20 protein-coding genes are annotated in these 22,827 nt (G+C 44.9%); 12 read left to right on the top strand and 8 right to left on the bottom strand.

What is annotated here, in order from left to right; all coding sequences use genetic code 11:
* Positions 1–55: 55 nt before the first annotated feature.
* Positions 56–835 (top strand): hypothetical protein, encoded by a 780-nt coding sequence (locus tag EYB58_RS22485; protein ID WP_170299768.1) that lies wholly within the window; start codon positions 56–58, stop codon positions 833–835.
* Here the strand turns inward: EYB58_RS22485 and EYB58_RS22480 are convergent.
* Both EYB58_RS22480 and EYB58_RS22475 read right to left on the bottom strand, forming a co-directional pair.
* Entirely contained in the window at positions 805–5,025 is a 4,221-nt protein-coding gene (locus EYB58_RS22480) for an acyl-CoA dehydratase activase (protein ID WP_111955665.1), read from the bottom strand. The genes EYB58_RS22485 and EYB58_RS22480 overlap by 31 nt on opposite strands.
* Before the next feature lie 2 nt (positions 5,026–5,027).
* Positions 5,028–5,513, bottom strand: a complete 486-nt coding sequence (locus EYB58_RS22475; protein ID WP_131072135.1) for a hypothetical protein — start codon at positions 5,511–5,513, stop codon at positions 5,028–5,030.
* 175 nt (positions 5,514–5,688) lie between these two features.
* Between EYB58_RS22475 and EYB58_RS22470 the strand changes: the two genes are divergently transcribed.
* Genes EYB58_RS22470 through EYB58_RS22455 form a run of 4 tightly spaced genes read left to right on the top strand, consistent with a single transcriptional unit; the run spans position 5,689 to position 8,556 of the window.
* On the top strand, positions 5,689–6,483 hold the full coding sequence (locus tag EYB58_RS22470) for an MlaE family ABC transporter permease (protein WP_111955661.1): 795 nt from the start codon (positions 5,689–5,691) through the stop codon (positions 6,481–6,483).
* Between the two features lie 2 nt (positions 6,484–6,485).
* Entirely contained in the window at positions 6,486–7,226 is a 741-nt protein-coding gene (locus EYB58_RS22465; protein ID WP_111955659.1) for an ABC transporter ATP-binding protein, read from the top strand.
* Positions 7,227–7,252: 26 nt separating this feature from the next.
* A complete protein-coding gene (gene mlaD / locus EYB58_RS22460) occupies positions 7,253–7,702 on the top strand; it encodes an outer membrane lipid asymmetry maintenance protein MlaD (protein ID WP_111955657.1) in 450 nt (149 codons plus the stop codon).
* Between the two features lie 35 nt (positions 7,703–7,737).
* Complete coding sequence (locus EYB58_RS22455; protein ID WP_111955655.1) at positions 7,738–8,556, top strand: MlaA family lipoprotein; 819 nt, start codon at positions 7,738–7,740, stop codon at positions 8,554–8,556.
* A gap of 40 nt (positions 8,557–8,596) precedes the next feature.
* On the opposite strand, the gene EYB58_RS22450 is transcribed toward EYB58_RS22455, so the two are convergent.
* The 3 genes from EYB58_RS22450 to EYB58_RS22440 form a co-directional block, all read right to left on the bottom strand.
* On the bottom strand, positions 8,597–9,400 hold the full coding sequence (locus EYB58_RS22450) for a nitrilase-related carbon-nitrogen hydrolase (protein ID WP_111955653.1): 804 nt from the start codon (positions 9,398–9,400) through the stop codon (positions 8,597–8,599).
* Between the two features lie 122 nt (positions 9,401–9,522).
* Positions 9,523–9,975, bottom strand: a complete 453-nt coding sequence (gene ahbA, locus EYB58_RS22445) for a siroheme decarboxylase subunit alpha (protein WP_111955651.1) — start codon at positions 9,973–9,975, stop codon at positions 9,523–9,525.
* Between the two features lie 220 nt (positions 9,976–10,195).
* A complete protein-coding gene (locus tag EYB58_RS22440; RefSeq protein WP_020585863.1) occupies positions 10,196–10,513 on the bottom strand; it encodes a TusE/DsrC/DsvC family sulfur relay protein in 318 nt (105 codons plus the stop codon).
* Positions 10,514–11,009: 496 nt separating this feature from the next.
* On the opposite strand from EYB58_RS22440, the gene miaA reads away from it, so the two are divergent.
* Together miaA and EYB58_RS22430 are read left to right on the top strand one after the other, a co-directional pair.
* A complete protein-coding gene (gene miaA / locus EYB58_RS22435) occupies positions 11,010–11,921 on the top strand; it encodes a tRNA (adenosine(37)-N6)-dimethylallyltransferase MiaA (RefSeq protein ID WP_111955649.1) in 912 nt (303 codons plus the stop codon).
* A 161-nt stretch (positions 11,922–12,082) separates the two neighbouring features.
* Complete coding sequence (locus EYB58_RS22430) at positions 12,083–13,534, top strand: penicillin-binding protein activator (protein ID WP_242637488.1); 1,452 nt, start codon at positions 12,083–12,085, stop codon at positions 13,532–13,534.
* A 13-nt stretch (positions 13,535–13,547) separates the two neighbouring features.
* Here the strand turns inward: EYB58_RS22430 and EYB58_RS22425 are convergent, their stop codons facing one another.
* On the bottom strand, positions 13,548–14,870 hold the full coding sequence (locus tag EYB58_RS22425) for an ATP-dependent 6-phosphofructokinase (protein WP_111955645.1): 1,323 nt from the start codon (positions 14,868–14,870) through the stop codon (positions 13,548–13,550).
* Positions 14,867–15,850 carry a KpsF/GutQ family sugar-phosphate isomerase gene (locus EYB58_RS22420; RefSeq protein WP_111955643.1) on the bottom strand — a complete coding sequence of 328 codons (984 nt, stop codon included), beginning with the start codon at positions 15,848–15,850 and terminating at the stop codon, positions 14,867–14,869. Before EYB58_RS22420 ends, EYB58_RS22425 begins: the two co-directional genes overlap by 4 nt.
* Positions 15,851–16,118: 268 nt before the next feature.
* Here EYB58_RS22420 and EYB58_RS22415 point away from each other — a divergent pair, with 268 nt between their 5' ends.
* From EYB58_RS22415 to EYB58_RS22405, 3 genes are all read left to right on the top strand, one after another.
* Positions 16,119–16,391 (top strand): PxxKW family cysteine-rich protein, encoded by a 273-nt coding sequence (locus EYB58_RS22415; RefSeq protein ID WP_111955641.1) that lies wholly within the window; start codon positions 16,119–16,121, stop codon positions 16,389–16,391.
* 300 nt (positions 16,392–16,691) lie between these two features.
* The gene (locus EYB58_RS22410) at positions 16,692–18,005 is read left to right on the top strand and encodes an aminotransferase class I/II-fold pyridoxal phosphate-dependent enzyme (RefSeq protein ID WP_111955637.1); all 1,314 of its coding nucleotides are present in this window, start codon (positions 16,692–16,694) and stop codon (positions 18,003–18,005) included.
* A gap of 183 nt (positions 18,006–18,188) precedes the next feature.
* Entirely contained in the window at positions 18,189–19,973 is a 1,785-nt protein-coding gene (locus EYB58_RS22405; RefSeq protein ID WP_111955679.1) for a chloride channel protein, read from the top strand.
* A 5-nt stretch (positions 19,974–19,978) separates the two neighbouring features.
* On the opposite strand, the gene truA is transcribed toward EYB58_RS22405, so the two are convergent.
* On the bottom strand, positions 19,979–20,749 hold the full coding sequence (gene truA, locus EYB58_RS22400) for a tRNA pseudouridine(38-40) synthase TruA (protein ID WP_111955635.1): 771 nt from the start codon (positions 20,747–20,749) through the stop codon (positions 19,979–19,981).
* Between the two features lie 313 nt (positions 20,750–21,062).
* Between truA and EYB58_RS22395 the strand changes: the two genes are divergently transcribed.
* Together EYB58_RS22395 and EYB58_RS22390 are read left to right on the top strand one after the other, a co-directional pair.
* Complete coding sequence (locus EYB58_RS22395) at positions 21,063–21,650, top strand: TetR/AcrR family transcriptional regulator (protein ID WP_111955633.1); 588 nt, start codon at positions 21,063–21,065, stop codon at positions 21,648–21,650.
* Between the two features lie 44 nt (positions 21,651–21,694).
* The gene (locus tag EYB58_RS22390) at positions 21,695–22,693 is read left to right on the top strand and encodes a YhdH/YhfP family quinone oxidoreductase (protein WP_111955631.1); all 999 of its coding nucleotides are present in this window, start codon (positions 21,695–21,697) and stop codon (positions 22,691–22,693) included.
* Positions 22,694–22,827: the final 134 nt, after the last annotated feature.

Raw genomic sequence — 22,827 nt, 5'->3', positions numbered from 1 at the left:
AATTTAACGCGTGTATTATATTTATTTCTCTTTTGTATTTATTTTATCAGGCTGGATGTTATTGGAATGCAACCGTCGAAGTCTTCCTAAATGGTGGGCTGCCATTGTATTTACATCACCTGTCACCACGCCGTATTTCATATTTAAATCCAGAAAAGGTCAAAGACTGACCCTGTTAATGATTTTTTTGGTCTGTTTTTCCTTCGTAATTGCCAGCGAAATTTTTATCTATTCCAAAATGAAGACAAAATATAGATATGTTCATTTACCGCCTGTTACCCGGCAGCTTATCCGTTACAGTGAAATTCTCAAACAGACCACCCAGAATCTGGACAATTATTTAGTTAAACTTGAGCAGCAGTCCAAGGTTCAGTCAAAGGTGGAAAAGCTTGAGCAAACCATTATATTTATAGGAGAACTTCGTCATAACATGCATGATAACCAAGCCGCCATCAAACAAATGGTTGAGTTTGTGGAAAAGCATAGGGATTTTGTTACCCGAAAGGATCTGCAATGGGTGTATGAAATCAAAAGATTCTATAACAACCGCATCGTGATCGCGCATTTTAAAAGCCTTGAAAATTATTTGGATAATTTTGAAACCCTGCTGCGCTTCTGTGACCAAAATTTTGACGCCATAACCAAGGCGGAAAGTACAATTCATCTAAAAAATTATGATGAATATTATCTGCGTTACCGCAGGGCTGTTGACTCCCACAACCGGTTCAATGTTAAACGCATTGAATTTCAGAATGACTTTATAGAAAGATATCCTGAAATCAAAGAGTACTTGCCAACCAAGCGTCAGACAGAGGCCTTCCGGCTCTGGGAATAGGTAGGTGTTCTCAAATATTTCAGAAAAGGCACCACCGCCTTATTTTTGTTTCCTCCGGACAGATCATAGGTAATATTAATAATCGGAACCCCTACCTTTTTTTCAATCTGTGATGCCATGGCCTCGGTGATAAGGCCCGGACAGCAAAATGCCGGATTGACAGCAACTAGAAGGGCTAAATTCGGATGCTCATTGACAATGTAGTGGATCTTGAGCAGGTTATCCATTGACTCTCCGGTATGTTCGGGCAGCATGCCGTAGGTTTCAAGGATATGTTCATAGGACGTATTCACCTTGAGTTCGGTTTCATTGAAAAATGGTGCAAAAAATGGATAATATTTTTTTTCTATTGTTTTTACAGCTGCCAGAAGGGCCTTGTTTGAAATCAGACTTAAGTATTTGCCCTCTTTGAACCATTTTTTAAAATAGGCATTGGCGATGATCTGAACATACTGATAATAAGGCGTGGTAACAACCTCCCCACCATTGTCCTCAATGAACTGGATCAGATTTTGATTCATTATTCGGTTGTCTCTGACATACAGATCCCCGAATATTCCCACCTTGGGTCGCGTTTCTTTTTTTACAGGGATCTGTTCAAACATGGGCATGATCTCTTTTAGGGCTTTTTCCTTTGATCCTCCCGTGAGAAATGCCGTTCCCATGATGGAACCGGCGGTGCATAACGCCGCATTGGTCTGCCCCTTGTTTATCTCATAGGGCCTGATTCTACAGCCGATGCTCCTGAAAAGGCCGCCAAACATATAGGCAAAATAGGTGTTGGTTGACGCCTTGATCCCTAAGTCAAAAAGAGACAGTTCCCCCAAATAGACCCTGGCTTTTTCAAAACCGTTTCCATGGCGGGTCAAAATTTTCTGGATATGGTAGGGGTACATTTTTATATTGCACGCAATATCCGACTGATTCAGCCATAAAACCGTGTTTTCTGGAGAAAGCCCTTTTTTTTCAACGGTATGGATAAATCCCGCGGCCACGGCATTTAAGGGCAGGCACTGGCCGGTATTTGTCAAAAGGGCTTTTTTAAGTGTATCCTGATTTTCTTCCATCAATATGGCATTGTACCCCTCATTTTTTATTATATTAACAATGAGGTGACCTGTGATGGCATCCCAGTTGGGGAAAATGACTGTTTTTTGGTCAATGCTTTTATCAAATTTCGGGGTAAATAAAGAGGCATCTGTGGTTTGGGGAGGCTGATCTTTTCGCCTGTGATTTTCAAACGCCCTGACAGCCGCTTCAATACGGGTTTCATATCCCACACTGGAGTCGTGTTCATCCAGCTCCAGTACCAGGTAGGGCTTGTTTGCAGATGCCATGATTTCCTTAAAGTAATCCACGGCAAACGCATCCGGTGCACATCTGAAAGATGAGATGTAAACCGGATACAGGTTTGGGGTTGTGGCGGCAACGAAGGCTGCTTTTAGATTTTGGGCCGCATGTTTCCAGTGAATCTGCTTGAGCAATGGTTCAATGGGCGAATAATCAATGCCTTCTATATCAATCATGTCATTAAAAAATGTTTTGATGCCCATAGTGGCAAAAATGTCTGGGATATTATTGTTCATGGTAGAAGATAAAACCGTATATGGGCGGCCAAGCAACAGCACGTTGGCTCTATCGGCAGATCCTTGGGACGCCCATAGCCCGGTAAGGGCGCTCTCCATGTCTTTTTGGACAGACAGCGCCCGATCCCAGGCAGATGATATGTCAAAAAAGGAGAGATTCGCCCCGATTTTTTTAAATGTGTCATATAGCTGCTTTTTTGTATAAAAGCTTGTATACAGATATCTGACCATAGGCGACAGTATTTTTCCCGGTTTTGCCAGCCGGCTTAAAATTGCCGGTGCAAACTGGGTATAGTAGCAATGGTGGCGGCGAAATCCTTTTTCACTGGTTTTGTCTTCAAAATAAAAGGGCAGAAAAATATAATCGCATTTATCCTCAAGAAATTGCACATGGCCGTGCAGCGCGAGGACCGGCGCACAGAATTCGGCCCCGGCAATCTGTTTACCCTGCTTGACAGGCTCGGTGCACTTGCGGCTGGTCACCACCTGTAATCCAAGTTCCTTGAAAAAAAGCTGCCAGAAATCAAGGTCCTGGACCATATGAAGGGCATTGGGCAGGCCGATGGTTATCTGTTTTCCATTGCCTTTAACAACGGGTGGTCCAGGAAGCGTTTTGTGACGAACCTCTTTTCTAAGCCCTAAAAGATCATAACGACCGGAAGAGCTTACCCGTTTTTTCGTCTGGTAATCCCTGCCGCACAAAAAACCATAGGCAAGGGTTTCTCCTTTTACTTCGGCAATGGTGATCTTGCAATGGTTGGTGCAAAGTCGGCAAACCTCCTGACGCACCGGAATATGTTCTTGCCACAGATTAAATCCTTTGAAACAGGATTCAGGAAGTTCGCCTTGTGCCTTCATCTGTCTGGCCATCAGGGCAATGCCAAGGGCGCCGGTGAGGTGGCAATATCTGGATACATGGATGGGTTTATTTAATTTTTGCTCAAAGGCTGCCACAAGGGCCTTGTTCCGGGCCGTAGCGCCCTGGAAAACGACCCGGTCACCGATTTGGGCAATATTTGCGACCTTGGTCAGGTAGTTGTCCCGTACCGAATGAAGCACAGATGCTAGAATCTCGTTTTTTCCATACCCCTCGGCAAAAAAATAATTGATGTCCCTTTCCATGAACACGGTACACCGATCACTGGATACCGGTGCCGCAATGCCCTGTGCCCTGTGGGAATACTCGGATAACGGACAGTTAAGGCGCATGGCCTGTTCCTCAATAAAGCTGCCGGTACCTGCCGCACATACTGCATTCATGACTGACGAAGTAACCTGGCCGTTTTTTACCAGGGTAAACTTGGCGTCCTGGCCCCCGATTTCAATGATGGTATCCACATCCGGATGAAGATTCACGGCTGCAGTGGCATGGGCCGTGATTTCATCGGGTTCTAAGTCCGCACCAATGATTTTGCCGGAAATGCGTCTGCCGGAACCTGTGGTTCCACACCCCTGTATCCGGAAAACAACCTTTTTTTCGGCCATGAGATGATCACAGGCTTTAAATATGCGCTGGACAGCTTCAACCGGTCTTGATGCGGTCTGCGTGTAAAATCCGGCAACAGACTCACCATCCTGGTCGATAATGATACTTTTGGTACTGGTGGAACCCACATCAAGCCCTAGAAAACCTTTCACCGCTGATTCGTTATCAATGGGTTTGAAAATTTCAATTTCAACGGATTCAAAATTAAGGGTTGTAACGGATGAAAAGTCAGGATAATCAGACAGGGTCAAGTCAAGGGGCAGATTAAGCCCCTTTTTTGTTTTTGTTTTTTCCAGGAAAAAGTTACTGATATCATTAAATGACCGGGCAGGTTCATGGGAATTCATTATTTTATCAGTAAGACACAATGCTGCGCCCATGGCCCCATAAACCAGGGCATGTTGACCTTTGACAAGGGGTTTTCCGATAATGGATTCAAGATGCTTTTTAACGGCATTATTTTTGGCTACACCGCCGCAGAATATGATCTCTTTTTCCGGGATATCCTGCTTGAACAAGGTGTTGGCAATGTTCCTGGCAAGCCCGTAACAAAGCCCGTCACAGATCTGTTTAAGATTATAGCCCTGCTGCTGGGCATGGATCAGATCCGTCTTTGCAAATACCGCACACCGGGTGGCTATGTCCGGCCGCTGTCCACAGTTTTCAAGGGCCATGGATGAAATTTTTTCTGATCCCTGCAGATCAATCCGTCCGGCCTGTTGATCCAGGAATGCACCGGTGCCTGCAGCGCACCCTGAATTCTGCCGCTGGCCTCTATAATTGCCATTGTTGTCAAACAGGCTTAGGAAAAATTTTTCTCCACCCACATGCAGAATAGCGCTAAAATTTTTATGGACATGACGTGCGCTGCGTATGACAGCCACCTGTTCGTCAACACTGATCGTTGCATTGATATCGGCCGGCGTAGATGCCGTTTTAGCCACATGGGTCACGGATGAAAGGGCCTTATGGGCGAGCATTTTTGCCAGGCATGCCCTGACATCGCCATGGTGATATTCAGATGCTTTATGCAAAAGATTGCCGCTCATATCAACGATTGCAAGATGAACGGATACGGATCCGACATCAATGCCAAGTATCTCAGTAGATTTTTCCATATTTAAATGTGCTCCCTAACTTCGTTCCAGAATGCGTTGACCCCGTCAAACCAGCCTTGCAGGAATTTTTTTTCATGGTCAACACCACTTTTTTGGGCGTAGCGGGTCAGGCCATGGGCATCGTAAAGATCCGCGAAATATGCTTTAAAACGACTGTGCCGGACAATTTCTTGTTCGGAATTACACGTATCATTACAAGCCAATACGTATAAAAGGTCCTGGTAATGGGCACCCTGGGCCCAGCCAAAGCCCCGGTTCCGGCCTGCATTGTAGAAATTTTTAAGCCACTGCTCCTTCTCCTGGTGAAGCCGGTTAATAATTTGGGTCATGTCAAACTCTTCACACAGTTTTTTACTGAAAGCCTCTTTTCTTTCAATGGCGTCACTCAATGCGTCCTGAAACATTTTTGAAAGATTAAAAGAACTTCTCCATTCATTGAGTTTTTCATGTAATCTGTCCGGTATACTCAGGGTTATTTTTTGGGTCATGGCATTTGTCCTGGATGAAAATTTGTATAATCTTTGAACAATACGTATTGAAATAATGAACACGTGTCAATCCTTTTTGTTAGATGGCATGAATTCCAAATCGGGTTCATCAAGTCCGGGGATCCGCTTCAAACCGCTTGTCTTTTGAAAAAAGAACGCCTATAAGATATAGATTATGTTCAAATCGCGTATTGAAAAATTAGGCTTAGCCTGCATGGACGGCATCCGATCCATTGGCCGAATATCAATCTTTTTTTTTCAGGGTATCTGGCGGAATTTTGTACCTTTTGTTCAGATTTCCAAGATTATGGAACAGGTGTGGTTTATTGGTGCCAAATCCATGTTTGTCATCGTTTTAACAGCCATGTTTACTGGCATGGTATTAGGGCTTCAAGGATACTACACCCTGGTGGATTTCGGCTCTGAAGCGACCCTTGGATCAGCCGTTGCCATGACTCTAATCCGTGAACTTGGGCCCGTGTTGTCCGCCATCATGATTACTGCCCGGGCCGGGTCAGCCATGGCTGCGGAAATCGGTGTCATGCGGATTTCAGAACAAATTGACGCCCTTGAAACCATGGACATCCATCCGGTGCGGTTCACCTTCTCACCGCGCCTTTCAGCGTCCATTATCAGTTTTCCGCTTTTAACAGCACTTTTTGATGTTACAGGCATATTTGGGGGGTTTCTGTCCGGTGTCGTGATGCTGGATGTCAACCGATATGTATATATGGATAGAGTGATCAGAAGCATTGAGCTTGCGGATGTCACGGGAGGATTTGTCAAGGCCTTGGTATTTGGTGTGATCGTCTCTACCATGTGCTGCTACAAGGGTTTTTTTTCCCATATTTCAGGGGCCCAGACAGGGCAGGGCGCCAAAAGCGTATCCTTGGCCACCACCAATGCGGTTGTTAATTCCTGTATCCTTATTCTGGTTTCCGATTACATCATCACCTCTTTTCTGGTTTAATCATGGATCAACCTTTCATTGAACTGATAGATATTCACAAAAATTTTTCCGGCAATCATGTGCTTGACGGAGTCAATCTTTCCATTGAAAAGGGTCGGGTGACTTGTGTTATCGGCAAAAGCGGCACGGGCAAATCAGTTTTGCTCAAACATATCATCGGACTTATGCAGCCTGATTCAGGTCAGGTCTGTGTGGATGGTATGCCCACGGATCAAATGGACAATATTCAAAAACATAGGTTTCACAGGCAGATCTCCTATATGTTCCAGGATAATGCCTTGTTTGATTTCTTAACGGTGTGGGAAAATATTGCCCTGCCGTTAACTGAGAAAAAAAAGATACCCATGGATCAGATCCGTCAGCGGGTAAAGGAAAAAATGGAGGCACTGGAGATCAGCAAACACGAAAATAAATATCCCGCCCAGTTGTCCGGAGGGATAAGAAAGCGTGTGGCCCTTGCCCGGGCTCTGATTACCGAACCTGTTGCCGTACTTTTTGACGAACCCACGTCAGGGCTTGATCCAGTGAGAAGAAACAGTGTTCATGCCATGATTACCACATACCAGAAAGAATTTGGCTTTACCGCTGTCATTGTCAGCCATGACATCCCACAGATATTTACCATATCACAGCGTGTAGCCATGCTTGACCAGGGTAAGATTATCTATTTTGGAAAAAGTGATGGGATTTTTCAGACTGATAATGACATAGTGAAGGCATTTATCTCAGGGAAAGAGCCCTGATACGTAAAAAAATTGAGGACAGGTTCATGAAATCAATAAATAAGGAATTATATGTAGGTGCATTTGTGATTATCGGCCTTCTGTGCGCGGGGTATCTTACGGTTGTCCTTGGCGGTGTCCCGCTGTTCAGCCCAAAGGGGTATACGCTGTATGCATATTTTACTTCTGTGAGCGGTTTGAAAAACGGTGCCGGCGTTGAGATGGCCGGTGTGGAGATCGGCAATGTTTCCGAGATTATGTTGGACAAGGAACGTTTGGAGGCAAAGGTTGCTTTCAGGATTAACCAAGGAATACAACTTAGCGAAGACAGCATTGCCTCTATTAAAACCGCAGGCATCATCGGCGAAAAATATATTTCCATTTCTCCAGGTGGATCTGATATCATGCTTGACGATAAAGAGACGTTTAATAATACCGAATCTGCCCTGGATATTGAATCACTGGTTAGAAAATTTATCTTTAAAGATGATAATTGAGTTATGAACGGATGGAAACCACAGGAGAAATATCTATGAAATTTTACCTGGTTCTTATTGTTATGATCCTGACACTGATTACAGGTCCGGTCGTTGCCGGTAACACAGCCAATCAAACCGGACAAGCAGCATCTACCTCAGGCTTAGATACAGACCCTGGCCTGGATGATGGATTTGAAGCAGATATTTTCCAGGTAGATCAAAACACCCATGCCATAGTCGCAGATCCTCTTGAAGGATTCAACCGTGCCGTATTTGTTTTTAACGATAAAATTTATCTGTATGGGTTGAAGCCTATAGCAAAGGGGTATGCCCGGGTAATTCCCACCTTTGCCCGTAAAGGGGTTAAAAATTTTTTTAACAACCTGTTTTTCCCCATCCGGTTTATCAACGACCTGCTCCAGGGCAAGGGTGAAGCCGCAGGCATGGAATTCTCCGCTTTTTTCATCAATACAACCCTTGGTTTTGGTGGATTAAATAATTTTGCACAGAAATATGTGGGCATCCGGCTTCAGGATGAAGATTTTGGCCAGACCCTTGGATCATACGGCATTGGTAACGGACTTTATTTGGTGCTGCCCGTTCTTGGGCCCAGTTCCTTGAGGGGTATCGTGGGCAGGGCGGGGGATTGGCTTATCAATCCCATCAATTATGCACAGCCCTGGGAATTATACTGGGGAGGCTGGGGGCTTGAAAAAGTTAGCTGGACATCATTTCATGTCGGAGAGTATGAAGCGTTTAAAGAAGCCTCAATAGATCCTTACACAGCCATGCGTAACGCCTATATCCAGAATCGCAACGCCCTTGTCAAAGATTTGGCCGGCGTGCAAAAATTAAAAAACAGTAAAGAATAAAAACAAAATGACGTTATCCGGAACTTGTTGTTTCAAAAGCTTATTCATCAATGAGATTGCCACGTCGGTTGGGCAGAAAATATCTCATCTTGTGGGTGCGGATATGTTCAAGTAAGGACATGTCCAGCACATGGGTCTTTATTTTGTTTTCGTATGCAATGTTTTCACCTGCCAGAAATCCATCTGGACCAATCATCATGGAAATTCCGGGGAAATCAAGTCCTGCATTATTTTCTCCGACCTGATTAACCGCTGCCACAAATACTGCATTATCAAATGCCCGGGCCGTTAGATGACGCTTCCAGGATGCGCTTTTTTCCCCAGGCGTTCCCCTTGGAGACGCATGGGGGAAAAAAATAATATCCGCTCTTTTTAATGCCATGGCCGTGGATAACTCCGGAAAATGTGCATCGTAACAAAGCTGGATTCCGAAATATACCCCTTTGAATTTAAAAACATCTGCATCATCGCCACAGCTGAAATAAGGTGCCTCAAATGGAGATAAATGAATTTTTCTGTACCGGGCTACCGGCTGATCCGGACGGATCACCAGATGCGTGGCATAGATTTTTCCCGCAGCTGCTTTTTCAACTAGCCCGGTTAGGATGGCGATATTATGTTTCTGTGCAAGCCGGTTCAGCTTATTTATCCATACGGAATCAAGGGCAACGGCATTGCTTAAATTTGCCGGGGCATAACCTGTCAGGTTCATTTCAGGGAACACAACAAAATCACAATTTTGCAGTGCTGCAGCAGAAACCTGTTTGACCGTCTGGGCAAAATTATGCGCAAACCGGTTCACAGGGCAGTTTTGGATGACCAGGGTCACACGAATGTTTTGCATGATGACACCTGCGATAAATTCTTATAAGAAAGTCTGTGTAACCTATACAGATTTTTTAACTTTCGTTGTGGGCTGAGCCTGGGTGCTGATAGAAGATCATGTCAGCCCATGGCTGTAATGGGTCAGACTTTAAAATTAGCCGCTATTTTAAATACATGAGTGGCCGGCAGATTGAGAATTTCGGTCACTCCGGTTCTTTGTGAAATGATTTCAAGGCTTTCTTTAATTTTTTGAACTGAAGGTGCGATAAACGTGAACCAGATATTGTACTGATGATCTCTTTGATAATTATGGGTAACGCCGCTGAAATTATTAACGGTCGTGGTGAACAGCTCAATTTTATCAGAGTCCACCCGGGCCGCGCACAGGGTGGAGTAAAACCCTAAACGGTCAGGGCTGAAGTTCCCCCCGATCCTGCGGATAATTATTTTTTGTTTCATAAGCTCGATTTCATTTATCAGTTGCTCTTCACTTAGGCCTAGTTCTTCGGCCAAAATTTTGTAGGGTCTTGGATGAATGGGGAAATCGGCCTGGATTCGGTTAAGTATGTTTTTGCTTGTCTGGTCTTCTATCATCTATGTGGAAAGTTTCCAAATTTATAAATATTTGACTAACTCTGTAAATGTTTGATCCAGTGCCTTAGATTTGTCTATTTGGGGTTGCGTAGCATACTAATGTTATGTGACAAAATAAGCAAACATAGGGTGCTGGTCGAATATTTACGAAAAATAAAGGCCCTGTTTGGTTTAAACAGGGCCTTCATCAATTTAAGTTAAAAACTTAAAATATTTTTAACTATACACAACCGGTCGGTTTCGGAAGGCCAGCCATTTTGCAGGCACCTTTACCAGGTCCGGAGGGGAACAGTTCATAAATGTGTTTCAATTTGAACTTGGTGAGCTTGGAAAGAACACGAACCATGGGAGCAATACCGTTTTTTTCGTAGTAGTCCTGGAGAACTTTAACGAGCTGCCAGTGTTCGTCAGTCATCTCGTCGATGCCTTCCTGGCCTTTTACGTACTCTACCCACTCTTCATTGTACATATTGTAATCAAGAAGAAATCCGTCTTCATCTATTTCGAATGTTTTTCCGTTAAACTCAAGTGTTGCCATTTAATCAATCCTCCTAAAAAAGTTTGTTATAACTGCTCGTTTAACCTATCTTAAGACAAACTGTCTTCACTATCAAAATCACCATTACAATTGGAGACATACCTTATCTCAGCATTGTATCCTTGTCAATAAAGAATAGTCGACGTTCGGTAAAAAAAACGAAGTGCCCGAACCCTGCGTGGTTATTACTTTTTCGGGGCCTAATGAATATGCTCAAGCGTAAAAACAGGTCCCTCCTTGCACACAAGTTTTTTTCCTGGTAGATCGCTTCTGTGAAAACTTAAATTAATTCTCATTCTTTAAGAATCATGATATAAAATGTTTCGTTGAATATTGTCAACCCTATTTACTCTAATGACCGTAGGCTGACCTGGCCTATCAACACCCGGGCTCAGTCCACAACGAACATTAAAAGAACTATGGCGTTAACATAGCCTTTTTTATAAAACTCAGAACCCCTTTATAATTGAACATCGGAAAATAAAATTATTCTTGTATGACAAAAATTATTACCATCTGCGGCCCCACAGGCATCGGAAAAACAGGCTTTGCCATTGCCCTGGCCCGGGAACTGAATGGCGAGATCATTGGTGCAGATTCCATGCAGATCTATAAATATATGGATGTTGGTACCGCCAAGCCCGATGAAAGGGAGAGGCAGCTCGCCATACACCACCTGGTTGACTTCCTTGATCCGGCGGATAATTTTGATGCGAAAAGATTTACCACTTTGGCGGATCAGGCCATTTCCGGCATTGCCAAACGAGGCAGGGTGCCTGTGGTCGCCGGTGGAACAGGGCTTTATATCAGGGCCTTAATCCACGGCCTGTTCAGAGGGAGAGCTGCTTGTCCGACAACCCTTAATCAACTGAATCAAACCCTTGAAGAAAAGGGCGGGCGGGCACTTCATGAGCAATTGGCAGAATGTGACCCAAAGGCAGCAGAACAGATTCATCCCAATGACGGATTTAGAATTGTAAGGGCCCTTGAGGTGTTTCTAACCACTGGAATTCCCATTTCCAAGTGCCGGCAGACCCACGATTTCAAATCAGACCGATACCAAAGCCTTACCTTTGGCCTTCACATGGACCGAAAGTTGTTATATGACCGGATCAATCAGCGGGTGGACATCATGATGGCCCAGGGGCTGCTTGATGAAGTTAAAAGTCTTGTGAATCAAGGGTATTCCCTGGAATTGAAATCCATGCAGTCCATCGGCTACCGGCATATGGGGATGTATATAAAAGGAGAAGTCAGCCTTGAAGAGGCGGTCCGTCTGCTTAAACGAGATACCCGCAGGTATGCCAAGCGACAGTTCACCTGGTTTAACAAGGAAAAGAATCTGATTTGGATTGATACCAAAGAGATTAAAAAAGCTATTGAAACGGCAAAAGATTTTTTGAGATAATATTTGTCTCTTTTAACCAACAATACCCCACAAATGGTAGTTTTATGACTTACGCAAAACACATAAAATTTGTAATGTCTGTTTGCATTTTAATTGCGCTTCCTTTTGTTATCGGATGTTCCAAGCATACTATTCCAGTTCCCTCTTCCAAGCTGTCCCGGATGCCGATACACAAAACTGTACCCCAGCAGGCAACTGTGCCGGAACTTATCAATCAGGCCAGAATTTTAAGTGATCAAGGTGTAGTCCAGGATGCTCTGCTCCTCTACAATCATGCCTTTAATCTCACCCAAAGGCCTGGGGCCGGTCATGATGCAGTTTTCAAAACAATTATTCTTGATGATATTGAAAAAAATTTATCAAAAATAGAGCCTGAAGAGATTCAAAAATTCTCGAGAATTAAACATCTTTCCATTCCCCAGGATATTTTCGACTACTGGGCAGGTTACACATTTGCCCAGCGAGAAGATTTTACCAACGCTGCAAATGTTTTGAATGCATTTCTTGAAAAATATCCCGATCATCCAAAGACCGAGCAGGTTAAGGAACTTTTGGCAGGTATGGGTACCATGGCCTTTAATAAAAAAAAGATCGGTGTCATCCTGCCCATGTCCGGGAAATATAAACTTTACGGACAACAGGCCATGAAAGGTATAGAGCTTGCCTTGGCAAGGCTTTCTGAATCCGGTATTAAGGATTTAAGCATCGAGGTCAAGGACAGTATGTCAGATTCTGCACAAGCTGCTAAGTGTGTGGACCAGCTTGGAAAAAACAATGTTTTTTCCATTTTGGGTCCTATCTTAGTTTCAAGGCAAGCGGCTGACAAAGCCCAAGCCCTTGGTATTCCCATGATGGCTCTGACCCAGAAAATACAATTTCCTCAATATGGGGATTATATATTTAGCAATTTTATAACCCCTGAAATGCAAGTCCAAGCTCTGGGAAGCTATGTCTTTCATGAGTTGGGGCTGAGAAGGATGGCGGTCTTATATCCGGACGACAAATACGGAAATCGTTATATGCAGGCGTTCGGACAGATGGTTGAGCAGTTTGACGGTCAATTAACTGCGACCCAGGTATATGACGGCAGCAAAACTGATTTTTCAGATTCCATCAAAAAATTGATCAGGGATACAGGTTTAAATTTTCAGGCACTGTTTATACCGGATTCAGTGTCCAGGATCAATCTTATACTCCCTCAGCTTGTATACCATGACGCCAAGCACTTTACCCTATTGGGGACCAATCTGTGGCACAGGGACAGCCTTTTAAAAGAGACCCGACGGTACAATAGTAACGCCATCATCTGCGATGGATATTTTTCCGGCAGTGCCAATCCTGCAACCGCACGGTTTGACAAAACATTCCAGGATTTATACCAGGAGAGACCCGGCTTTCTGGAGGCCATTGCCTATGATACGACCCAAATTTTGTTTACGGCAGCCAATGCCGACGACGTTAATTCTGGAAAACAACTCAAGGCTGTTTTACAGGGACAATTTATATTTGACGGGGCCACCGGACGCACACGTTTTGACGAGACCGGCACCCCGCATAAGGCGTTGTTTCTGATTACCATAAAGGATAATCAGTTTATGGAAATTAATCGATAAATACGGGTTTTGTTCAAGCATAAAATAGTGAATTCTGGCCTGTGGTTTCAAGAACCGACTGCCACAGCCTGCCTGACGGATCTAATTTTTTGCGTCGTCCGGCCGAGGCATCCATGGGTACATGAACATAATTATTATTCCAGAAGCTGATAAGCAGATTGGTTTTTCCGGCCATGCCCGCATGTACGGCATCTCTTGCCAGAAGTCCGCAGAACACTGAGTCATTGGCATTGGCGGGCAGACTGCGGATGATGTAGGATGGATCAATGTATTTCAAAGAGATAGGAATCTCTTTGGATTTAAAATAGTCGCTGATTTCTGCTTTTAAAAATAGACCAATGTCCTTTAGTTTTACGTTGCCCGATGCATCATGCTCAATATCCTTGTTTTCAAAAAAATTTTGGCCGGCTCCTTCAGCGACAATGATCACCGCATGCTTTCTCAGGGCCAGGCGACGTTCTATCGCGGCCAACAGTCCGTTTTCCCCATGCAGCAGGATTTCCTCTTCGGGGATGAGCACGAAATTGGCATCAGGTTGGGCAAGGGCGGCTGTGGCTGCCAGAAACCCGGAATGCCTGCCCATGAGCTTGATCAGGCCGATACCGTTGGGGTAGGCTTCGGCTTCGTTATGGGCCCCCTTGATTGCCAGGGTGGCCACGTCTACAGCCGAATCAAAGCCAAAGGAGCGGGAAACCAGAAAAATATCATTATCAATGGTTTTTGGAATGCCAACCACGGAAATCTTCAACCCACGGTTTAGAATTTCATCTCCAATGGCCTTGGAGGCCATTAAGGTCCCGTCGCCCCCCACCATGAAGAGCACCCCCACCCCAATACGTTCCAGGCAGTCCACAATTTCCCCGATATCCTGCCCCCCCCGGGAAGAGCCCAGCATAGATCCTCCGGTATTCTGAATACCTGATACCCGTTGGGGGGTCAGGTCGATAAGGTCGTGGCCGAATTTAGGAATAAAGCCCTGGAGCCCGTACCGGATACCAAAAATATTTTTGACGCCATATACATGGTACAATTCAAGCACTATCGACCGGATAATGTCGTTCAGTCCAGGGCACAGTCCCCCACAGTTGGCCACCGCGCATTTGAGTTTGCTGGGGTCAAAATATATTTTTTCCCGGGGGCCGGCCTGCTCAAAACTGAGTATGTCGTCTTGGTTTTCTCCTGAAACACGGTCAACCCTGACATCAACGCTGATTCTGTATTCATCTTTCATGAAGCGGGCTTTACCGGCATAGGCCAACCCCTGGGAAGCCAGGGGGGATGGAATCCGGGCGGGGCCTAAAACGGGAATGGTGGTGTTGATGTTCATATTTTTCATTGATTACCTCCATTAAATTTAAAGGTTCCCTTTCCCAGGATATCGTGGAGATGCAGCAATCCTTTAAGACAGCCGTTCTCCCCAAGGATAGGCAAAACCGTAATTTCATATTTTTCCATTAAATTCAAGGCATCATACAAATAAGATTCGGGGAATAGGTGTCTCGGGGCACGGGTCATTATCTCATCTACAAGAAGGGTATCTGCTGTACCGCCCCCTTTTGCAATCCAGTGCCGGACATCTCCGTCCGTAAGTATTCCCATCAGTTTATCTGTCGAATCAAGTACAAAAACAGCGCCCAGACGGTGCGCATCCATGCAGGCAAGGGCCTGGACCATGGTGGCACCTGCTTGCACAAAAGGCACGCCTGATTTTTCAAGCATCAGCTCGCTGACCTTTCCTGACAGGCGCTGCCCTAATGCCCCTCCGGGATGAGAGCGCATGAAATCAGCCTTTTTAAAATTTTTCTTTTTTATCAGGGCCACGGCCAGGGCATCGCCCATGGCCAGTTGGGCTGTGGTTGAACAGGTCGGTGCCATATTTAGGGGGCAGGCCTCTTTTTTTACACCGGTATCTATGATCATATCGCAGAACCCTGCCATGGTGGATTTAGGCTTTCCAGTAAAACCTGCTATCTTGCAACCCACCTCCCGGATCACGGGTAAAAGCTGGTTGAGTTCTCCGGTTTCACCGGAATTTGAAATGGCAATGAATATATCATTTCGGCTGACCATGCCAAGGTCCCCGTGAACTGCTTCAACCGGATGCAGAAACATGGCATTGGTACCTGTACTGCTTAATGTGGCGGCAATTTTTCTTCCAATTAAACCCGATTTTCCGATTCCTGAAATAATGACTCGTCCTTTGGCACTAAATATTGCATTGACAAGGGTTTGAAAATCCAAATTTAATTTTTCAATCAGGTCCAGAAGGGACTGGGCTTCCATTTTTAGAACTTGAACAGCATCGTCTATGATCATTTGTTTTCTTTGGCTGGATATGGTTAAGGTTATGGGATTTCACGATTTCATCGTTATACATCAGAAAAGATTTGCCTACAAGAGATAGAGCTTAAATATACCATAGAACAAATATTTGTTTAAAAATAATTAGTTGACAATTAAAGGAGCATCATGATAGTTGGTTACGGTTTATTTATCCCCGGTTTGTATCAAAACCGGTTTTATTTTATTTTGAAATTAAATACCTAATGACTAAATAATATAACAATGAAACAGGAAGACGATTATGATTTGTACAACTGTTAGAGAAGGCCAGGATTGTGTGTTCATGACTGCTCAGGGCTGCAGCTATAACGAAGGCAGTTGCCTGCCCATCATTGATGAATGCAAAGGATGTCAAAGATGTGCAGAATTTGCCAGCGGCGTTTACTGCACTGCTGCACCTGATCCGTCTTTAAAGTGGAAAAACGGCAACTGCAATATGGCCACCCATATTAAAACCGCCACCGAAACCCAAAAACAGAAACTTAACCCCATCAAGGCATCCAAACGAAGATAACGCAACCGATTCAATGCACGTAAAAACTCTGCAGTTTTCCTTGGACTTCCTTAGGTCTGGCTGCAGGGTTTTCTTTTTTTCAGGTGCGTAAATTTAGGGCCATGGAAATTTTAAAATCCACAAATAGGGTGAATGCTTTTTACCCGTATTCAAGGCGTATCATTGGGAGCATATTCAAATCTGTGCCTTTTGATGCAACAAAGAAGACGGTTAAAGAGACAAACCATATGGTGGATTTTATTGTTTCCATGGCCCTTATTTTATTGAATTGGATAATACTAAAAATTTACAGGTTAAATCATGAATCCTAATGCCCAGGAATTGAATAACACCATTGAACAGGCCGCTCCTCATGTATATGAAATGCTCTCTGACATGGGAAAAAAACTGTTTTACCCGAAAGGTATTTTAACCCAGAGCGCTGAAGCAAAGGTAAAGGCGGACAAGATCAACGCCACCATCGGTATCGCAAAGCAGGGCAGTTGCGTTTTAAGTCTTTCTTCCGTGACAAAATATATTACACAGATTGAACCGAATGATTACCTACCTTATGCGTCTTCATTTGGGTTGCCCGAGCTGCGCAAAAAATGGCGCAAAGAACTGTATGTTAAAAATCCCTCACTTGAGGGAACTGACATCAGTCTGCCTGTGGTTACATCCGGCATTACCCATGGGGTTTCCATCTTGTCGGACATGTGGGTAAATGCCAATGATGTTATTGTCATGCCGGATATGATGTGGGGCAACTACAATATGATTTTCTGTGTCCGCAACAGTGCCCGGTTTGTTACATACAAATCCTATGACGACGCCATGACCCATTTTAACCTGGATGATTTTGAGCGTGTGATCAGGGAACAGGCCGCACAAAATGACAAGGTCGTTACCATGCTTAATTTTCCACACAACCCAACCGGGTATACCCTGAACAAAGAAGAGGCGGCGCGTGTTGTAGACATTCTTATTGATGTGGCACAAAAGGGTACAAATATCGTGGCCGCTTGTGATGATGCTTATTTTGGACTGTTTTTCGAAGAGGAAACAGCCAAACAGTCTTTGTTTGCCAAAATTGCCGGTAAAACGAGCCGATTGTTGGCCGTTAAACTCGACGGGCCCACCAAGGAAGATTATGTCATGGGATTCAGAACCGGTTTCACCACGTATGGGGTTGCCGCAGATACCAACCTTGAAGGGGTGTATGAGGCCTTGGAAAAAAAGACCGCCGGATGCATCCGGGGTAGTATTTCAAACTGTTCCCATTTAAGTCAGACCATTCTTGTCAAATCCATGGAAGATAAAGACTATGAATCCTGTAAAAAGGAGAAGTTTAACCTGCTTAAATCCCGGGCCATGGCCATCAAAGAGGTGCTTAAGGATCCCAAATATGCGGATGGCTTTGACGCCTATCCATTTAATTCAGGATATTTTTTGTGCATCCGTGTTAAGGGTGTTAATGCGGAAGCGTTAAGACTTCATTTGCTTGACAATTATGGTACCGGTTTAATTTCCATTGGAGAAGACAATCTTCGGGTAGCTTTTTCATGCCTGGAAGAAAAAGATGTGAGAACTTTATTTGACATTATCCTTTCAGGGATTAAGGATTTAAGAAAATAAATTTTTTATGGGATATCACAACGGAACTGGATTAAGAGCCTGTTTAAAAATATGGAGGTAATATTGGCGTTAACCTGAACCGGAAACTTAAAATATCCGGATAATCCCGGTGGTAAAAATCTTATCTGACCTAATTTTCAGCAGGTGACGATTTTGCCGGGACAAGCGATGCAGGGCACAAAAATGAATTCAAGCAGAAAAAGTAATGTTGATCTCAAATATGCCGGCAAATGGGTGTTCTATTTTGTTCTGATAGGCGTCATGTCGGGCCTTGGGGCGGTTCTGTTTCATTACCTGTGCGGCCTTGGCATGCATTATTTCATGGATATGATGGCCGGATACAGGCCCCAAGGACCTGCAGGCGAACATCTGCTGCTGCCCCACACCAATACACCGTTCAACAGATGGGTGTTATTATTTTTACCGGCATTGGGTGGCCTTGTTTCCGGATGGCTTGTTTATACCTTTGCCCCGGAGGCAGAGGGGCATGGCACGGATGCCGCAATAGACGCCTTCCATCACAAGGGCGGTATTATCCGGTCACGGATTCCAATTATCAAAACCATTGCCTCCACCATTACGCTGACCACTGGCGGTTCAGGAGGCAGGGAAGGGCCCATTGCCCAGATTGGAGGCGGCTTCGGTTCTTTTCTGGCCACCCGGTTCAACCTGTCTGAACGGGAGCGGTGCATCATGATGGCCGCCGGCATTGGCGCCGGTGTGGGCAGTATTTTCAGAGCGCCCCTGGCCGGCGCACTCTTTGCCGCAGAAGTGCTCTACCGTGATCCTGAATTTGAGTCTTCGGTCATTATTCCGGCAGGTATCTCCTCTGTGGTGGCCTATTGCACCTTTTGTCTGTTTTTTGGATGGGGATCGCTTTTTGATTCCCCGGCATTTAAATTTGATAATCCCCTGCAACTTGGTCCCTATCTTGTTCTTGCCGTGGTTCTGGTCTTCACCGGCGTTTTATATATTAAAGTGTTTTACGGGACGACAAATCTGTTTAGGAAACTGAAAATCCCAAACCATATTAAACCTGCGATTGGCGGACTTTTGACCGGCGTCATCGGTTTTTTTATGCCCTATACTCTGGCGTTTGGATACGGCATGGCCCAGCAGGCCATTTTTAATCAGTTGGCCATTCCCGTTCTTTTGGGCCTTGCCCTGGGAAAAATTTTTACCACGTCATTTTCCATTGGCTCCGGCGGGTCCGGCGGCGTGTTCGGGCCTTCGGTTGTCATCGGCGGCGCTATGGGCGGGGCAGTGGGGCAGTTTTTTCACATGTTTATGCCCACGGTTGTCACCCAGCCAGGCGCCTTCGTGATTGTTGGTATGGCCGGATTTTTCACGGCTGTCTCCAATACCCCCATATCCACCATTATATTTGTCAGCGAGATGACCAACTCCTATCATCTTCTACTGCCAAGCCTTCTGGTCTGTTCGGTGTGTTATCTTTTGTCCACAAAATGGTCGATTTATGAAAACCAGGTAAAATCGCGAGTTGATTCGCCGTTGCATGCCGGAGAATTTATGATAGATATTCTTCAAACCATAAAGGTGGAAAAACTTAAAATTTTGATCAAGGACGTCAGATGCCTGAACCAGGACATGAGCTTCAATCAATTTAAAAAGATATTTCAGACCACCAAACAAAGATATTTTCCCGTCATGAATGGCCAGGGGGACTTATGCGGTATTTTTTCCTCCACAGATGTCCGGGAGGTCCTTTTCTCAAGTGACCTTGGACAACTGGTTGTCATGAAGGATATTATGGTATCCAACATGATTACAACCACCTTGTCCGAAGATTTAAACACGGTACTGCTTAAACTTACAAAGAAAAACATTGATGCGCTGCCTGTGGTCGATGAAGATGATCCGGGTAAATTTATCGGTATGCTTTACCGCCGTGATATCATTGCCTATTATAATCTTCATGTGGCCAGAATCCGGGAGTTAGAAAAATAACTCCCTTAATAATTGACCTGGTACAGAAACAGCCCCTTTGAAGGAGCGGTTGCCCCGGCAAGGGGGCGTTCACACGAATAGAGTATTTTATTGAACATTTCCGGATTAATCCGTCCTGTACCGACATCTTTTAGGGTTCCTACGATATTCCGGACCATGTTCTTTAAAAAGCCTGTGGCACAGATACAAAATTCCAGCCGATCGCACGGCTTTTTTGTCCAGCTTGCACTGAAAATTGTTCTTACGGTGGAAGACCTTGGACTGCCCGTGTTCTCAAAGGCTTTAAAATCATGTTCGCCTACAAGGTATTCACAACACTGATTCATGACGTCAATATCCAAAAATGGCTTTACATGCCATAAATAATTCCGGCCAATGGCCGTGGGGATTTCCCTGTTTAGTATGTAATACCGGTACTCTTTGGAACGAACATGGTACTGGGCATGAAAATTAGGGTCTGCAATCCGGCAGTCATGAATCACAATGGGAGCGGACCCAAGGCTGTTCACCCCTTTTTGAATGATATCAGGGGTAAGACGGGTTTTTGCATGGAAATGTGCGACCTGGGCCCGGGCATGAACGCCTGCATCCGTACGTCCGGAACCATGAATTTTAATGTCCTGGTTTAGAATCATGGATAATATACGTTCAAGCTCACCCTGGATGGTGGGTTTATCTTTTTGGCGCTGCCACCCGAAAAAGTTGGTGCCGTCATAGGCCACCACAATTTTGAAATTCTTCGCCGGGTTATCCGGGTTTTCAAGTTTCTTGGACATTTTGCAATATGGCCTTTTCACCTTCTCATTTACAGCGCGTATTTAAAGGGAAAGTATGGCGGTTATGTCAAGGCTCAAAATTTTAAAATATTTAAAAATCAGTAATAGCTGACAAGCACCCCAAAAATATCCTAAAATTTTCCCATGTACGTTCTTCCCCATGTATCTTGCACATACGAATAATTTGTCCAAGCATGTTTGTCAAGACGACCTTTATCTATATATTTCTTTCTTGAAAAATACAGGACTTTGGTTTATGTTATGCTTTAAACAGACCGACCGGTCTCCCTTATGTTTTTGTTAAGGAAATAAAATGAAGCTTAAAGAAAAAATTATATTTGAGGCATTACGTCAGTTTTCAACCAAAGGGTTCATGGCTACATCAACGGCAGATATTATAGATGCAGTGGGTACATCCAAGGGAGGCCTTTACAACCATTTTAAAAATAAAGAGCAATTGTTCTTAGAGGTGCTTCGCCAGGCTCGTAAAATTTGGCGGGAACGGAATCTGGCCGGTGTGGAAACCATTGAGCGGCCTGTGGATAAAATTAAACATATTCTGGTGAACTATAAAGACCATTACCTGGCTGACAGCACTAATTTTCCGGGCGGATGCATTTTTATCAATCTAACCGTGGAACTTAGTGACCAGTGCCCTCATCTGGCCGCCGAGGTGAGTGACGGTTTTGCCAGGTTTAAATTCATGCTCAGGCGTTTTTTTGAACAGGAACGGTTGGCCGGAATGCTGAAGGACAGCGTGGATATTGATGGGGTGGTTGAGGTTGTGTTTTCCGGATTGTTAGGCGCCTGTGTCATGTATACTGCGGATAAGTCCAAGTCTAATTTGAATCAGGCCATGGGGGCTCTTACCGCATATATTGATGATGTGTGTATATCATAGAATGTCGCCGTGGGCGATGTCTTTATTAAAGGAGATTTATGACGATGGAAAAATCATTTAAGGCCATGGTGGTTTCGGAAGCAGGGAATAAACAATATCGCCGTGCAATCGTTCAGCGGCAAATAAAAGATTTGCCTGAAGGGGATGTGCTTGTTAGAGTGTATTATTCTTCACTGAACTATAAAGATGCACTTTCGGCCAGCGGAAACAGGGGCGTTACCAGAAAATATCCCCATACACCCGGAATTGATGCCGCAGGCGTGGTGGAAAAAAGTACGGATTCCACCTTTCAAGTCGGTGATGAGGTCATTGTCACCAGTTATGATCTTGGGATGAATACGGCCGGTGGGTTTGGCCAGTATATTCGTGTTCCTGCCGGCTGGGTGGTCCCCTTACCCGATGGCCTGAGTTTGCGGCAGGCCATGTGCTACGGCACGGCCGGATTTACAGCTGCCTTGTCCATACTGCAACTGGTTAACCATGGTGTGCTGCCGGAGCACGGTGACATTCTGGTATCTGGGGCGACCGGCGGTGTCGGCAGCATTGCCGTGCCGATTCTGGCCAAACAGGGCTATACTGTGGTTGCCGTTAACGGCGCAACAGATCAGTCCGATTACCTCAAATCCATTGGTGCCCAGCGTATCATCTCCATTGAGGATGCCGTGGATACCAGTGGCCGACCAATGCTTGCTGCAAGGTGGGCCGGAAGCGTTGATGTTGTGGGTGGTGATCTCTTGACCACGACCATCAAATCCATGAATGCCAACGGCGTGGTGACCACCTGCGGAAACATTGCGTCTCCGGATCTGCCCATCAATGTGTTTCCCTTTATCCTCCGTGGTGTCACTTTGGTGGGGATTGATTCCCAGAATTGCCCCATGGCGGTTCGGCAAAAGGCCTGGGACAAGCTTTCAAGGGAATGGCAGGTTACCCAAATTGAAACGGTTGTGGAAGAGATTACGCTCGATGAGCTGGACCAGCGGATTGGCAAAATGCTCACACGAGGCAGCAAGGGGCGGGCGATTGTAAATATGCAGTCTTGATGGCGGTGTAAAAAGTCTTTCACCTACCGCGTTATGGCACCTGACCAAACGCCATGCCTTGTAGGCGAAGCTTTTTATTTAAGCATCGATTGGACCTTCTACGGGATCATCAGTTTTAAAAATGAACTATTTTT

Source organism: Desulfobacter hydrogenophilus (assembly GCF_004319545.1).
Classification (GTDB): Bacteria; Desulfobacterota; Desulfobacteria; order Desulfobacterales; family Desulfobacteraceae; genus Desulfobacter; species Desulfobacter hydrogenophilus.
The sequence above is the reverse complement of the archived record's forward strand: the minus strand, read 5'-3'. Positions and strand labels throughout refer to the sequence as shown.